The 13781-nt window shown below is 71.5% G+C and carries 13 protein-coding genes; 2 read left to right on the forward strand and 11 right to left on the reverse strand.

The window, feature by feature from the left end:
- Nucleotides 1-13: 13 nt before the first annotated feature.
- Together ACZ5DC_RS24980 and ACZ5DC_RS24985 are read right to left on the reverse strand one after the other, a co-directional pair.
- On the reverse strand, nucleotides 14-373 hold the full coding sequence (locus tag ACZ5DC_RS24980; RefSeq protein ID WP_468656153.1) for a nuclear transport factor 2 family protein: 360 nt from the start codon (nucleotides 371-373) through the stop codon (nucleotides 14-16).
- A 55-nt stretch (nucleotides 374-428) separates the two neighbouring features.
- Nucleotides 429-1202 carry an SDR family oxidoreductase gene (locus ACZ5DC_RS24985; RefSeq protein WP_468656691.1) on the reverse strand — a complete coding sequence of 258 codons (774 nt, stop codon included), beginning with the start codon at nucleotides 1200-1202 and terminating at the stop codon, nucleotides 429-431.
- Nucleotides 1203-1317: 115 nt separating this feature from the next.
- Here ACZ5DC_RS24985 and ACZ5DC_RS24990 point away from each other — a divergent pair, with 115 nt between their 5' ends.
- Nucleotides 1318-1866: a winged helix-turn-helix transcriptional regulator gene (locus ACZ5DC_RS24990; protein ID WP_468656155.1), complete on the forward strand. Its 549-nt coding sequence runs from the start codon at nucleotides 1318-1320 to the stop codon at nucleotides 1864-1866.
- A gap of 76 nt (nucleotides 1867-1942) precedes the next feature.
- On the opposite strand, the gene ACZ5DC_RS24995 is transcribed toward ACZ5DC_RS24990, so the two are convergent.
- From ACZ5DC_RS24995 to ACZ5DC_RS25020, 6 genes are all read right to left on the reverse strand, one after another.
- Nucleotides 1943-5200, reverse strand: coding sequence for a glycosyl hydrolase family 28 protein (locus ACZ5DC_RS24995; RefSeq protein ID WP_468656157.1), 3258 nt, complete (start codon nucleotides 5198-5200; stop codon nucleotides 1943-1945).
- A gap of 11 nt (nucleotides 5201-5211) precedes the next feature.
- A complete protein-coding gene (locus ACZ5DC_RS25000; RefSeq protein WP_468656159.1) occupies nucleotides 5212-5994 on the reverse strand; it encodes a Tat pathway signal sequence domain protein in 783 nt (260 codons plus the stop codon).
- Between the two features lie 310 nt (nucleotides 5995-6304).
- Nucleotides 6305-7081 carry an IclR family transcriptional regulator gene (locus ACZ5DC_RS25005; protein WP_468656161.1) on the reverse strand — a complete coding sequence of 259 codons (777 nt, stop codon included), beginning with the start codon at nucleotides 7079-7081 and terminating at the stop codon, nucleotides 6305-6307.
- Nucleotides 7082-7604: 523 nt separating this feature from the next.
- Complete coding sequence (locus ACZ5DC_RS25010; protein WP_468656163.1) at nucleotides 7605-8540, reverse strand: PDR/VanB family oxidoreductase; 936 nt, start codon at nucleotides 8538-8540, stop codon at nucleotides 7605-7607.
- Complete coding sequence (locus ACZ5DC_RS25015) at nucleotides 8537-8719, reverse strand: hypothetical protein (RefSeq protein WP_468656165.1); 183 nt, start codon at nucleotides 8717-8719, stop codon at nucleotides 8537-8539. Before ACZ5DC_RS25015 ends, ACZ5DC_RS25010 begins: the two co-directional genes overlap by 4 nt.
- Complete coding sequence (locus ACZ5DC_RS25020; protein ID WP_468656167.1) at nucleotides 8716-9780, reverse strand: aromatic ring-hydroxylating dioxygenase subunit alpha; 1065 nt, start codon at nucleotides 9778-9780, stop codon at nucleotides 8716-8718. The genes ACZ5DC_RS25015 and ACZ5DC_RS25020 overlap by 4 nt, the downstream gene beginning before the upstream one ends.
- 306 nt (nucleotides 9781-10086) lie before the next feature.
- Here ACZ5DC_RS25020 and ACZ5DC_RS25025 point away from each other — a divergent pair, with 306 nt between their 5' ends.
- A complete protein-coding gene (locus ACZ5DC_RS25025; protein ID WP_468656169.1) occupies nucleotides 10087-10713 on the forward strand; it encodes a pyridoxamine 5'-phosphate oxidase family protein in 627 nt (208 codons plus the stop codon).
- A 39-nt stretch (nucleotides 10714-10752) separates the two neighbouring features.
- Here ACZ5DC_RS25025 and ACZ5DC_RS25030 read toward each other — a convergent pair whose 3' ends face one another.
- Genes ACZ5DC_RS25030 through ACZ5DC_RS25040 form a run of 3 tightly spaced genes read right to left on the reverse strand, consistent with a single transcriptional unit; the run spans nucleotide 10753 to nucleotide 13780 of the window.
- A complete protein-coding gene (locus tag ACZ5DC_RS25030; protein ID WP_468656171.1) occupies nucleotides 10753-11967 on the reverse strand; it encodes a M20 metallopeptidase family protein in 1215 nt (404 codons plus the stop codon).
- Nucleotides 11964-13019, reverse strand: a complete 1056-nt coding sequence (locus ACZ5DC_RS25035) for a methyltransferase (protein WP_468656173.1) — start codon at nucleotides 13017-13019, stop codon at nucleotides 11964-11966. Before ACZ5DC_RS25035 ends, ACZ5DC_RS25030 begins: the two co-directional genes overlap by 4 nt.
- Nucleotides 13016-13780 (reverse strand): 4'-phosphopantetheinyl transferase family protein, encoded by a 765-nt coding sequence (locus ACZ5DC_RS25040; RefSeq protein WP_468656175.1) that lies wholly within the window; start codon nucleotides 13778-13780, stop codon nucleotides 13016-13018. The genes ACZ5DC_RS25035 and ACZ5DC_RS25040 overlap by 4 nt, the downstream gene beginning before the upstream one ends.
- Nucleotide 13781: the final 1 nt, after the last annotated feature.

The following is a 13781-nucleotide window of genomic DNA, read 5'->3' on the forward strand; positions in this document are numbered from 1 at the left end:
CCCCGGTCGCGGTTCAGGGGGCGATGGTGAGCCGGCTGATGAGGTCGCCGTCGAGGGTGAAGCGGAAGCGGAGGTCGACCGTGCCGCCGGGGAAGTCGCCCCGCAGGCGCTGGGTGACGGTGAAGTGGTCGGCGGCGTCCCTGTGCGCCGACAGCAGTTCGGTGGTGTAGGTGTACTCGGAGGCGGCGCCGTCGAGCCACTGCGCGACGGCGGCGCGGCCACGGTAGGTGCGGCCGTCGTCGGTGACGGTCGCGTCTGCGGTGAGGGCCGCGACGGCGGCGGCGGTGTCGCGGGCGGTGTGCGCCTCGAGGTACCGGTGGACGACGCCGGGAAGCTCGTGCGTGCCGGGCGCGGCGGCGCTGGTGTCGGTCATGTGAGTCTCGCTTTCGGATCGGAGGGCCGGGTTCGTGGACAGGGCGGGACTTCGCTCAGAGGGTGGGGAGGGTGCCGCCGTCGATGACGTGTTCCGCTCCGACGATGGCGGAGGCCCGGTCGGACACGAGGAAGGCGACGAGTTCGGCCACCTCCTCGGGGCGGTTGGGCCGGCCGAGCGGGATGCCGCCGAGCGAGTCCATGAGCGAGGACAGGGCGGAGTCGCGGTCGCCCGTGCGCTCGGCGATCCGGTCGACGAGTGCGTCGGCGGCATCGGTCTGGATGAACCCCGGCACCACCGTGTTGACACGCACTCCGTGCGGGGCCACCTGGTTGGACAGGCCCTTGCTGTACGTGCTCAGGGCGGCCTTGGCGGCGGCGTAGGCCAGCGTGCCGTCCCACAGCGGCATGCGGTGCTGGATGGAGGAGACGTGGACGACCGCGCCCCGCCCTCGCGCCGTCATGCCGGGGACGAGCGCCCGGTCCAGCCGGACCGCGGCGAGCAGGTTGTGGGCCAGTTCCTGCGACCAGATCTCCTCGGTGAGCACCTCGAAACCGCCTGCGGGGGCGGACGATCCGCCCAGGCAGTGCACCAGGATGTCGGTGGTGCCCAGCCGGCGGGTCGTCTCCCGGGCCACGTGGCCGGCGCCTTCCGGTGTGGTCAGGTCTGCGCCGACGAAGTCCTCCTCGGCCACGTGGTCCGGCCTGGAGCGGGCCGCGACCAGGACGGTGGCGCCGGCGGCGCGCAGCCGGGCGGCGATCGCGGCTCCGGTGCCCTTGGTGCCGCCGGTGACGAGGGCGTGCCGGCCGGCCAGGGAGTCGTCGATGATGAGGGGCACGGTGCGTCCGTTCCGGTGTGCGCGGGGCACACCCCTTGTCGCTGTGTGACTGCTAAAATGAAAGCCAGTGACTTCGACTTTAGCAGTAACAGGAGAGGGGGGCGCAATGGCGAGCCGGATCCGGCTTGAGGACCGCGCCTGTCCGTTGTCCACGACCGTGCAGCACGTGGGCGAGTGGTGGACGCTGCTGATCCTTCATGACGCCTTCGACGGCTATACCCGGTTCGACCAGTTCCAGCAGAGCCTCAACATCTCGACCAGCATGCTCACCGCGCGCCTGAAGACCCTGGTCGCCGACGGTCTGCTGGAGCGCCGCCCGTACCAGACCCATCCGGTCCGCCACGAGTACGTGCTCACCGAGCGCGGACGTTCGCTGCGCCCGGTGATCGTCGCGCTGGCGGCCTGGGGGAACCAGCACCTGGCGCCGGAGGAACGAGCGATGATCCTCGTCGACGCGCGGACCGGGGAGGAGGTGGAGCCGGTCGTCGTGGACCGGCGCACCGGACGGGACCTCCATGACAGCGACGCGTTCGTCTTCACGGCGGGGCCCGCGGCCGGCGAGACCATGCGCGCCCGGTACGACGAACTGGAACGGCGTCGGCGGGGAGCCGGAGCGGAAGAGCAGGCGCGCGGTGCGGAGGAGCACCCCGCCTGACCGCGCCTTCGGAATGGCGGCACGGCCGCGGCGGCGAGCAGGCCCGCCGCCGCGGCCGTGAGCGATCCGACCCGGATCATGGCTGTCCACTGTTCGCGGGGGTGGCGTACGACGTGCCGATCCACGCCTCGTCGACCCGAAGCCGCTGGTAGCGTGCGGTGTCGGTGGAGGCGGCCCAGGTGGTGTCGACCTCGAGCCGGACGTAACGGGCGTTGGCGGCGGTCAGGTCGATGCCCTGGATTCCCCGGCGACTCGGCAGCCGGCCGGTCTTGACCGCGCTGCCCCAGGTGGAGCCGTCGTTGCTCAGGAACACCTTGTAGTCCTTGATCCGCGCGGACTGCTCGGTGTCGGAGCGGGCGTAGGCCACGGAGTCCTCACGCTGGTTGAGCCCGATGTACCGCACCTTCTTGGCCGAACCGAGGTCGAAGGTGAGGTTCACGGGCAGGGTCTTGCCGTTGTCCCAGTAGGTGAGGTAGTCGCCGTCCCCGGCGGCCGTCGCGGAGTGCCCGCTCGCGGAGGCGCTCGCGCTGACCTTGACGCCGGTGAGAATGCCCTGGCGGCCGGCCGTCGCGACCTTGAAGACCGTGTCGTACGGGTCCCAGTTCCCGAGCCCGCTCAGGGTGAGCACGCCGCCGGACTGCGACCAGGAGACCGCCTTGCCGGTGCGGAGGTCGGTGACGGAGGCGATGCGGTAGCCGTTGTCCCTCACCCGCAGCGTGCTGGTGCCCGGCGGGGTCAGGACGTGGATGTACTGCCGGCCGGGGTCGTTCTTGGCGATGGTGGTCACCCCGTACGCACCGTCGTTCCAGGAACCGGGCTTGAGGCCGCCGTACATGTACCCGCCGCCCTCGGTGCCGTGCAGGGACTCCCAGATGGGGTCGAGGTAGGAGTCCGCGAAGGTGTTGAAGGTCGCCTGGTTCGACGGGAACGTGCCGTTGACCTGGGCTGTCTCGGCCATCAGTGCCTTGACCGAGGAGCCTGCGTCGGTGACGAGGCGGCCGATGGTGAGCGCCCGGTCGACGGAGGGGTCGGAGCCGTCGTACCACCAGGCACCGGTCGACGGGAGTTTGAAGTCGGCCTCGGTCAGGCGGGGCTGTGCGGTGTAGACCGCCTGCGGGTAGTCGTAGGCCGGGGTCATGCCCGTCTTCTGCTCATTGCTGATCATGTCCATGATCGGCGTGTCCTCGTTGTTGTTGCTGAGCGTGTAGTCCGGGCGCTTGTCGTAGATCTGCCGGTAGAGGTCGTGGCTCTCCCAGTACGGGTTGTCGTTGTCGATCCAGAAACCACCGAGGCCGGGATAGCGGTCCATGACCTCGAAGAAGTTGTCGTAACTGAACTGACCGAAACCGTCGTTGGTGGTCAGGTCGATGTCCTTGCCCTTGTAGGCGGAGTAGGCGGCCGAGTCCAGCCACTCGTGACCGCCCTCGTCGTGCCACTGGGGGTCGTTGGTCATGTAGAGGATGACCTTCATGCCTCTGGCCTTGGCGGCCGTGATCAGCTCGCCCAGGAAGTCCCGCTCGGTGGAGCAGGATCCGGGGATCCTGGACGGCCAGGGGCGGGCGTAGCCGAGGCGGCTGTGGAAGGTGGCGAGGACCAGGTACTGGGTGTGCAGCTTCTGCGCCTCGTCGACCCAGTAGCCGGGCGTCCAGCCGCCGTCGGTGACGTCCTTCTCCCAGGCGGTGCAGCTGGTGTGGGCGGGTGCGGTGCGCAGGCCCCAGTGCAGGAAGAGCCCGCCGACGGAGTCGCGGAGGAAGTCCTGGCGGGGGTTCTCCAGGTCGAGCGGCTTCACCGCCGTACTCGTGCAGTCCTGGCGGGAACCGCTCGCCGACACCCGCAGGACGCCACCCGAGGAGCTGTGGCTGTCCGTCAGGCAGTAGCCGCCGGCGTCCTGGAAGCCGACGTCGAACGGCGAGGTGCCGCCCTTCCGCGCGGTGAACCGGTCCAGACGGATGCCACTGGCCGCGTTGGCGACGAACGCGGGCCGGCCGTCGTCCGAGGCGAACGTCACCGAGCTGTCGGTGAACCGGACGTTGTCGGCGTTGTGGAGGTACCAGCCGTAGGCGGGCCGGGTGCCGATGCTCTTGGGGTTGTAGTCGGTGGAGTCGTCGCTGGGCACGCCCGTCGACATGGTGCCGTTGCCACCGGGGACCGAGATGTCGACGTTGGTGAAGGTCACGCCGTCGATGCGGTGACCGGACTCGCCCCACAGGGTCGGGCTGAAGGCGGGGCTGTTGCCGGTCGCCGTGATGTCGTCGTACGTGACGTCGCTGATCGATCCGACGCCCGGACTGTTGCCGCACCGCTTGCGTGTGCCGATCTTCTGCATGATCGGCGAGTGGACGTCGGTCATCGTGATGTCGCGGTAATGGACGTCGGAGATCTTCGAGCCGTCCATCGAGACCATGCCGAGGCCGGACTTGTCCGCGCCGTCGATGCGGATGTTCTCGAACTGGTAGTCCGAGAAGTCGCCGCAGGTCTCGGAGCCGAACATCAGGGCGTTGCAGCACTTGGCCCCGAGGGTCGAATCGCTCACCCGCACATGCCCGCTGGGCAGCTTGGCGCCGAGCGCGTAGTCGCTCTTGAAGACCAGCGCGTCGTCGTTGGCGTGAACGACGGCGTTGGTGATCGTGACGTCGGTCGTGGAGACGACGTTCCAGCCGTCACGGTCGCTCGCGGTGTCGATCGTCAGGTGGTCGGAGGTCACGTGGGCGCAGCCGTTGACGAGGGCCGCGAAGTGACCGCCCCGGCGCAGGGTGAGACCGTCCCCGATCCTGAGCCCGTCGCAGCGCGTCAGCGAGATGATCTTGTCGGCCTCGCCGGACCTGGGGTTGCCGGTGATCAGGTTGCCCGCGCCGTCGATGACGCCCTGGCCGACGAAGCCGATGTCGGTCAGCTTGTCGCCGTAGACCATCGCGTCGTGGAAGTGGCTGTGCCCGTAGTCCTGATAGGCGTCGTTCGGGTTGGACTCGGCCTTGTCGTAGGTGTCGGCACCGGAGCCCTGGAGAGTGGCGCCCTTGTCGAGCCGGAGCGTCACATGGCTTCGCATGTGCAGGGTGTTCGCGGACTTGTAGGCGCCGGCGGGGAAGCGGACGGTGCCGCCGCCCGCCGCGTTCGCCGCGGTGATCGCCTTGTCGATGGCCGGGCTGTCGTTGGTGGAGCCGTCGCCCTTGGCGCCGTAGTCGCGCACGTTGTACCGGGCGGCGGCGCGGGCCGTGGTGTGCGGGGCGGCGAGGGACGCGGGGTGGCTGAGGCCGAGGACGACGGCGACCACGAAGAGGATGACGCCCGCGGCGCGACGGCGGGGATGGGTGGAGGGCTGCACAGGACGGCTCATGTGATGGCTCCTCACACGAGTTGGTAGCCACGGAGGTTGGTGAGCAGGAGGTAGGTGTCCCGCAGGGACCCGGAGGTGTCGCCCAGGGAGCGGTAGATGCCCCACTTCGGGCGGACCCGGTCGGCCAGGAAGGTGTCGACGCCGGTCTTCGAGGCGTCGATGAGGGTCCGTCCGCCGGACCTGAGGATCCAGCGGACGGAGCCCGCCGAGCCGTTGCCGACCTTGATCTGGAAGTCGACGTCGGTCCACTGGTCGTGCAGCGGGTCCAGGTCGGTGCGGCCGATCAGGGTGCCGGAGACGGGCAGGGCCAGCTCGATGGTCTGCCTGCCGTTCACCCGGCGCAGGGACTGCGTGACGATCGGGGAGGTGCCGCTGCCGGGCTGCTTCATCTGCATGACGTGGGTGAAGGTGGTGGTCGCCTTCAGCGAGCCCGGGATGTACATCGAGTAGGTGACGCGCCAGGTCTGGCCCTCGGTCCACTTCAGGTAGCTGCTGGAGCTCGTGCGCAGCCCGGTGACCTCCTGGCGCTGGCGGTCGGTGGAGGTGTCCCGGTCGGCCATGTGCATGGTGAAGCGCCAGTTGTCGCCGGTCGCGAAGATGTGCGGGTGCCCCGCGGGGTGCGAGTCGGCCCGGTCGTCCTCGACGGTCTCGAAGGCGCCGAGCCCGTCGCCGCTCGCGGAGGGGGCCCACCTCTGCTGCCAGGAGGCGGCGTGGGCGGCGGCGGGCAGCCCCAGCGTCGCCCCGGCCGCGCCCGCGACCGCCGCGCCCAGCAGCGCCCTTCTGGATGTGCTCATGACACTGATCACCTCGCAGTTGTTCGTTGCGGGCAGCCCTCTCGATAGGAGGGGAAGCCTGGAAACATCGGAGGAGTAGCGAGTCAACTGTTCACGTTCATGGACTGAATTCAGGAACTCGTTCGCCCGATGCGATCCAGCGTTGCGGTCGGCGGTTCGTCGGTCAATGCTCCGGACCACAGACATCGGAGCACTTCCGGCCAATCTTCGCTTCGCCCACTGATTCATCGGTCAGTTGGGGCCAACGAGGAGGGCACCTGCACCTGATCCGCCGGCGGCGTGCGCGGGGCCCGAACCGGGCGGGGCCCGGCTAGCGTGCCTCCGGGCGCCACCCCAGCGCCCGTGAGATCCCCCGCGCCGCCAGACGCACCGCCGGGATCAGCACGGGTACCTGGGCCGTCGCGTGCGGGACCACGATCGACACCGCCGCCGTCACCCCGCCGTCGCGGCCGTGTACCGGGGCCGCCACCGACAGGGCGTCCTCGGTGATCCGACGACTGCTCACGGCCACACCCGACCGCCGCACCTCGGCCAGTTCGCGGCGCAGTCGCGCGGCGTCCGTGACGGTGTACGGGGTGAACGCGGTCAGCGGCCCCTCGCAGTACGCCTCCTGGAACGGCTGCCCGCTGTGGGCCAGCAGCGCGAGCCCGACCCCGGTGGCGTGCAGCGGCCAGCGGGCGCCCACCCGGATGTGGACGCCGACCGCGGAGCGTCCGCAGAGCCACTCGATGTACACGACGTCCCCGCCGTCGCGCACGGCCAGCTGCACATTCTCGTGCGTCGCCTCGTACAGGTCCTCCAGGTACGGCAGCGCCACCTGCCGTAGCGCGAGCCCGCGCGGAGCGAGCGCCGCGACCTCCCACAGCCTCAGGCCCACGTGGTAGAGACCCTCCGCGTCCCGCTCCAGGGCGCCCCACTCGGTCAGGGCCCCCACCAGCCGGTGCGTGGTGGTGAGGGTGAGCCCGGCCCGGCGGCTGATGTCGGTCAGACAGAGCGCCGGATGCGCGTGGTCGAAGGCCGCGAGCACGGCGAGCAGCCGGTCCGGTGCGGAGCGCACCGTCTGCGGGGGCAGCGCTTCGGCGGTCATCGGGACGGCGTCAGCCGAGTTCGCCCGTGCCCCGCGTACCCGCCTCGTCGGTGACGCGCGGTGAGGTGCTCGACTCCCGCCGCGGGGCGCCCTCGGAGGTGGCGAGGAAACGCCGGCACCGCGTAGTGGCGCAGCCGCAGGCCGGACTCCTGGAGGAACGCGCTGGACAGCCGGCCCGAGTGCGGCCCGAGCCGGTACGGCGGAGAGCCGGTGGCCGCGTGCGGCCCGCGCGTCCACGGCTGACGGGCGTCGATCGGGGCGGAGCCCACGGCGCGTTCCGGGGCGTACTGCTGGCCGGTGATCGCGGACTCCCTGGGCCGGGCCTCCGTCCGGAGGCGGGCGTACGGATGTGCCGCCCCACAGCATGCCGCACGCACCGGTCCGCAACAACCATCGATCTCGTCCCCGGCACCGGTCCCGCAGGCGAGGTGGCCGTCGTCACCGGAAGCCGGCCGTGGCCCCGGCCCGCCCCGCGCCCGTGCCCCCGCCGGCCACGGCGGCGCCGTGGCTTGAGGGGGGGCCGTCACAGATCGAGCACCAACCGCCCGCCCCGGCACCGGGACACGCAGATCATCATGGTCTCGCCGGACGCCCGCTCCTCGTCCGTCAGGACCGAGTCCCGGTGCTCCGGTGTGCCTTCCAGGACGTCGGTCTCGCAGGTGCCGCAGGTGCCCTCGGTGCAGGAGTAGAGCACCTCGACGCCCGCGGCACGCACGGTGTCGAGGATCGACACCCGCGGCGGGACGGTGAAGGTACGGCCGGTCCGCTCCAGGACGACCTCGAACGCGCCGTCGTCTCCCGCGGGTCGCTCCCTGGGCCGGAAACGTTCGACGCGCAGGGCCCCGGCCGGGCAGCGCTGCTCCACCGCGTCCAGCAGCGCGTCCGGGCCGCAGCAGTAGACGAGCGTGCCGTCGGGCAGGTCGTCCAGTACCGGGGCCAGGTCCAGCAGCCCGGTCTCGTCCTGCGGGGCGAGCGTGACCCGGTCCCCGTACGGCTCCAGCTCCGCGGTGAACGCCATCGAGCGGCGGGTGCGGCCGCCGTACAGCAGGGTCCACTCGGCGCCCGCCGCGTCGGCCGCGGCGAGCATCGGCAGGACGGGCGTGATGCCGATGCCGCCCGCGATGAAGCGGTAGCGCGGGGAGGGCCGCAGGGGGAAGTGGTTGCGCGGCCCCCGCACCCGTACCTTGTCGCCCTCGCGCACCCGCTCGTGGACGTACGCCGAGCCTCCCCGCCCGTCGGGCTCGCGGAGCACGGCGATCCGCCACAGACGCCGGTCCGCGGGATCGCCGCACAGTGAGTACTGCCGCCCGAGGCCCGGACCGAGCAGGACGTCGACATGGGCGCCCGGCTCCCAGGCCGGCAGTTCCTCTCCCAGCGGATGGCGCAGGGTGAGGGCGAGCACGCCTTCGGCCGCCGGCTCGTGGCGGTCGACGACGAGCTCGGCTTCGTACTCGGTCATGGGGCGGTTCCTCCGGGCTGGTGTCCTTCGGGGTGTGCGAGCATCCACTCCCACATCCGCACCGGGTCCTCGGCGGTGTTCTCGGCACCGCAGTGACAGGTTCCGTGCAGGATGTCGGTGCCCGGGAGCCAGTCGATGCGGTAGACCTCGCGGCTCACGGCGGCGGACGGCGTGCTCACCGGACCCTCTCCACCGGCTTGTCGCCCTCCTCGACCAGACGGGCGAGGATACGGCGGGCGGCGAGACCACCGGTGTCGATGTTGATGCTCAGCTCCTGGTAGCCGGCCCGCTCGGTGCCGAGCGTCTTCTGCAGCAGGTTGAGCGCGTCGACGTCCTGCATGACGACCGTGTGGTTGAAGTCGTGCAGGAACGCGGTGACTTCCTCGTCGTCCTCCGCGAAGTCCCGGGAGACGGCCCAGAAGTCGTACACCTTGCCGTCGGCGGACGGGGTGATCGCATAGGTGATCTCGGTGTGGAAGCCGTTCGGGTCGCTGCCGTCCGGCTCGGGCAGCACGCCGGCCGGGGCGATCCGGCTGTGCAGCAGGTAGAGACAGGGCGCGTGGTACTCGATGTCCTGCCAGCGGGTGATACGGCCCTCGATTCCGGTGGAGCGGGCGTAGAAGGGCGGGCACTCGGCGTCGTCCATGTGCCGGCTGACCCGCACGATGCCCGCGCCCTCGTCGACCTCGGTGGTGATCGGCGTCTCGGCGACCTCCGGGGTGCCGATGTAGCCACCGTGCAGATACGTCTCGTGGGAGAGGTCGAGGAGGTTGTCGACCAGCAGGCCGTAGTCGGCGTCGATCGGTTCCATGCCGCGCACCGTGACCCAGTCCGGGGAGTCCAGGTGCCGGGCCCGCGGGACGACCTCCGCGTCGGCGAGCGCCGGATCGCCGATCCACACCCACACCAGGGAGTCCTGCTCGACGACCGGGTACGAGGTGACCCGGGCCGTGCGCGGGACGCGCCTTTGCCCCGGCACGTACACGCAGGCGCCCGTCCTGTCGTAGGTGAACCCGTGGTACCCGCACACGATGCGGTCTCCGTCGAGCCGGCTCTCCGAGAGGGGGAAGCGGCGGTGGACGCAGCGGTCGGCCAGCGCGACCGCCGTGCCGTCGTCCTCGGCGCGGTAGAGGACGAGCGGCTCACCGAGGATCGTCCGGCCGAGCAGCTCGCGCCCGACCTCGTGGCTGTAGGCGGCGACGTACCACTGGTTCCTGGCGAAGGCGGTCATGTGAGGCATGGGGTCGGCTCCCGTCTCTCGTGGTGGCGCCATCGTCGGGAGAGCCGCGACAGGGGCGCAACACGGCTTCCGCCCCACGGAAGGGACCCTGTGAACACCCCGTCCGTGGCCCGCCTCTCGCGCCGTGACGACGGTGATGCCCTGACCGACGCCGGGACAGGGCCGGGTCACCGCGGGGCGACCCTCGGTATGTTCACCGAATCGTGGAGTCCGCCGGGACTTCTGGACTAAGCTCCGGACTCGAGTCGTCCCTCGCTGCTCTTTCCGCGTGCCCGGTTGGATTCCTCGATAGGGAGGCAGCGCCGCATGAGCCGATACGCCCACGTGGCCTTCACCGAAAACGTCCGACGCGTCCAGCAGGAGCGGGGAAGCGCCGCCGCCATGCACCGGCTCCTCGCCTCGGACCCGGGGCGCGCCGACCGACTGGGCGCCGACGAGGCCGAGTTCATCGCGGCCCGCGACGGGTTCTACCTCGGCACGGTGACGGAGACCGGCTGGCCGTACATCCAGTTCCGCGGCGGGCCGCCCGGGTTCGTGCACGTGCTGGACGAGGAGACGCTGGCCTTCCTCGACGTGCGGGGAAACCGGCAGTACATCACGACCGGGAACGTGCGCGGGAACGACCGGGTGTCGCTGTTCTTCATGGATTACGCGCACCGCACCCGGCTGAAAGTCCTCGGCCGGGCCGAGATCAGGGACGCCGCCGAGTTCCACGGCCTGCGGGACCGGTCGGGGGACGCGCGCACCGACGGGCACGAGGAGGCGCTGATCGTCGTGCGGGTCGAAGGCCTCGCCTGGAACTGCGCCAAACACATCACCCCGCGCTTCTCCGAGGCCGAGCTCGCGCACGTGCTGGAGCCCGTGTACGAGCGCATCGTGCGCCTGGAGGAGGAGAACCGGGAACTGCGCCAGCGGCTCGGGGCGCGGACCTGATCCGCATCCCGAGCCGCGTCCGTGCCCGCCCCGCCGCGGTCAGCCGGCCGCGGTCAGCCGGTCCTTCGCCAGGGAGGCCAGGAGCAGGGCGCCGTCGCCCAGCACCTCGTTGCCGAACACCGCGTCGGCGCTGTGGTTGAAGCTCGCCGTCCCCGGGTCGCGGTCGGGCGGGCAGGCGCCGAGGAACAGCATCGCCCCCGGCACCCGGTCCAGCACGAAGGAGAAGTCCTCCGAGGGACTGAGGGTGTTCGGGGACCAGACGAGCCGCCCCGGACCCAGCGCCCTCTCGACCGTGCCGGCCGCGAAGTCCGCCTCGTCCGGGTCGACGACGGTGACCGGGTAGTCCATGGAGTGCTCCACCGTCACCGTGACCCCGTGGGCCGCGGCGACGCCCTCCAGCACCCGCCGCACCCCCTCCACGACCTGGGCCTTGGCCCCCGGCCCGAAGGTCCGGACCCCGATCTTCAGCTCCGCCTCGTCCGGGATGATGTTGGCCGACGTGCCCGCGTGGATGCTGCCGACCGAGAGCAGCACCGGGTCGAAGGGGTCGAAGCCCCGGCTCGCGTACGTTTGGAGCGCCAGGACCATCTCGGCCGCGGCCGGGACCGGGTCCTTCAGGAGCTGCGGCTGGGAGTCGTGCCCGCCCCGGCCCCGGACGGTCACGCGCAGGGCGTCACCCCCGGCCAGCAGCGGGCCCTTGCGGGTCAGCAGCCACCCGGGCGGCAGCATCGAGGAGGCCACGTGCAGCGCGTATGCCGCCACCGGGCGCGGGCCGGCCGCCTCCAGCACCCCCTCCTCGATCATCAGCCGCGCGCCGTGGTGCCCCTCCTCTCCCGGCTGGAACATGAACACCACGTCGCCGCGCAGCCCGTCCCGGTCCTCGGTGAGCAGCCGGGCCGCGCCCACCAGCATGGCCGTGTGCAGGTCGTGCCCGCAGGCGTGCATCCGGCCCTCGATTTTGGACGCGTACGGGACGCCGCTCGTCTCCGTCAGCGGCAACGCGTCCATGTCGGCGCGCAGCAGGACGACGGGACGGTCGCCGTCCCCCGCGTCCGGGCCCCCGCCGCGCAGCACGGCGGTGACGGAGGACAGCCCGCTGCCGGTCGTGATCTCCAGGGGCAGTCCGTCGAGCGCCGCGAGCACCTTGGCCTGGGTCCGCGGCAGGTCGAGCCCGAGTTCCGGTTCCCGGTGGAGGTCCTCGCGCAGTCGTACGAGGTCCTCCACCAGGCCGGGACCGGGACGGTGGCCGCTCACTTGACCGCCGTGATGATGCCGTGCGGCGTGATGGCCTCGGTGCAGCGGGTGCGGCGCACCTGGTCGAACCCGACCTCCTTCAGTGACTTCTCGTAACCCTCCCAGGAGTAGAGCATCCCGCCCTCGCCGGCCACCGCCGCGAAGAAGGGGCTGGCCAGGGCGGCCATGAGGGGACCGTCGTAGTTGTCCTCGGACATCGAGTTCAGGATCAGCACCCGGCCGCCGTCCGGCAGCACCGCGTGGGCGTGGCCCAGGAGCACGCGGATGCGGTCCTGCGGCCAGATCTGCAGCTGGTGCACGAACATCACGGTGTCGTGCCCCTCGGGGTAGTCGCCCGCGAAGATGTCGCCCTCGATCACCTTGACGCGGTCGCTGAGCCCGGCCTCCTCCACCCGCTTGCGGGCCAGGTCGACCACCTTGGGGATCTCCAGGACCGTGACCTCGACGTCCGGGTGCGCCCGGGCCACCGCCATCGCCATCGTCGCGTCGCCGCCGCCGACGTCGAGGACGCGCCGGGAGGCGCTGAAGTCGCCGTACTTGATCAGGTGCTTGCTGGCGACGGCCGACCAGGTGCCCATGAAGTGGTAGAAGACCTTGAGCAGTTCGGGGTCCTCGCTGAGCCGGTGGTAGACGGTGGCGCCGTCGCCCGGGTAGCGGCGCAGGCCGATGTTGCTGTTGGCCCGCAGGGACTCCGTGAAGTCGACGAGGCCCGGGTAGGTGACGTACGCCTCGAACCCGACGACGGCCTTGACGAGTTCCCAGTGGCCGCCCGTGAACAGGTCCGAGACCGACTTCGAGTTGCGGTACCCCTCCTCGGTGCGCTCCACCAGCCGCAGCGAGGTGACGCCGAGCAGCAGGATGTCCAACGACCGCTCGGCGAGGTCCAGTTCCGCGCCGATCCGCTCGCGCGGCGTGCCGGGGTTGCGCTCCAGCAGGTCGAAGAGGCCGAGTTCGACACCGGCGCGGGTGAACTGGAAGGCGTTGTGTCCGAGCAGCACGGTGGTCAGGGCGTCCGGGACGACGCTCTCGGGCTGGGTCTGTACCTCGGTCATGATGCTTCTCCCTGGAATGAGAGGGTGTCGATCAGGTCGTCTGTGGTGAGCGACTGCATGCCGGAGGCGGCTGTGGAACCCCGGCCGTCCGGAGCGTCCGGGGCGGTGACGGCGACCGCGCCGACCAGGTCGGGCGGTACGCCGGGCAGGTCGTACAGGAGTCGGCGGCCGAGCCGGAACGGCCGGTCCCGGCCCGTGGGGGAGAGCGGCAGGCGTGCGAGGTCCACGTCCGCCATCGCTGGCAGGCCCCGCGCGGTGAGCTTGACCAGTGCCTCCTTCCGTACCCAGGTCCGCAGGAACGCGCGGTGCGGGGCGGGCGACCCGCGGATGCGGTCGGTCTCGCCGCGGGTCAGGAACGACCCGAAGCCGCGCAGGTCGGGCCCGCCGGCCCGGGCGGCCGGCCCGGGCAGCCGCTCGACGTCGATGCCGACGGCGTGATCGGCCGCCGCGGCCGCCACCACCCCGTCCGCGTACGACAGGCTGACCCCGCACCGCGCTCCCGTGACCCGCGGCCGGCCGTGCGGGCCCGCGCAGAGCGGGCACCGCTGGTCCAGCGCGACGTCCCGGACGGTGCCGCCGGTCCGCCGTGCCACGCACATCCGGGCCAGGACGTGCGCGGCGAGGAAGTCGGCCCGGGCCCGCGCGGTGCGGGCGGCGGCCAGGCGCCGCCGCTCCGCGGCCGTCAGGAGCGACGCGTCCGCACCGGGCAGGGCCAGGAGCCGGTCGGTGTACGCGACGGCGACGGTCACGGCCGCCGTCACC

It is taken from the genome of Streptomyces sp. NPDC031445 (assembly GCF_055581365.1).

Excerpts from the sequence above, each read along its gene's own strand:
- ACZ5DC_RS25005 (WP_468656161.1), bottom strand. The coding sequence starts at position 7,081 with ATGACCGCCGAAGCGCTGCCCCCGCAGACGGTGCGCTCCGCACCGGAC.
- ACZ5DC_RS25035 (WP_468656173.1), bottom strand. The coding sequence starts at position 13,019 with ATGACCGAGGTACAGACCCAGCCCGAGAGCGTCGTCCCGGACGCCCTG.
- ACZ5DC_RS24990 (WP_468656155.1), top strand. The coding sequence starts at position 1,318 with ATGGCGAGCCGGATCCGGCTTGAGGACCGCGCCTGTCCGTTGTCCACG.
- ACZ5DC_RS25025 (WP_468656169.1), top strand. The coding sequence starts at position 10,087 with ATGAGCCGATACGCCCACGTGGCCTTCACCGAAAACGTCCGACGCGTC.
- ACZ5DC_RS25010 (WP_468656163.1), bottom strand. The coding sequence starts at position 8,540 with ATGACCGAGTACGAAGCCGAGCTCGTCGTCGACCGCCACGAGCCGGCG.
- ACZ5DC_RS24980 (WP_468656153.1), bottom strand. The coding sequence starts at position 373 with ATGACCGACACCAGCGCCGCCGCGCCCGGCACGCACGAGCTTCCCGGC.
- ACZ5DC_RS25020 (WP_468656167.1), bottom strand. The coding sequence starts at position 9,780 with ATGCCTCACATGACCGCCTTCGCCAGGAACCAGTGGTACGTCGCCGCC.
- ACZ5DC_RS24995 (WP_468656157.1), bottom strand. The coding sequence starts at position 5,200 with ATGAGCCGTCCTGTGCAGCCCTCCACCCATCCCCGCCGTCGCGCCGCG.
- ACZ5DC_RS25000 (WP_468656159.1), bottom strand. The coding sequence starts at position 5,994 with ATGAGCACATCCAGAAGGGCGCTGCTGGGCGCGGCGGTCGCGGGCGCG.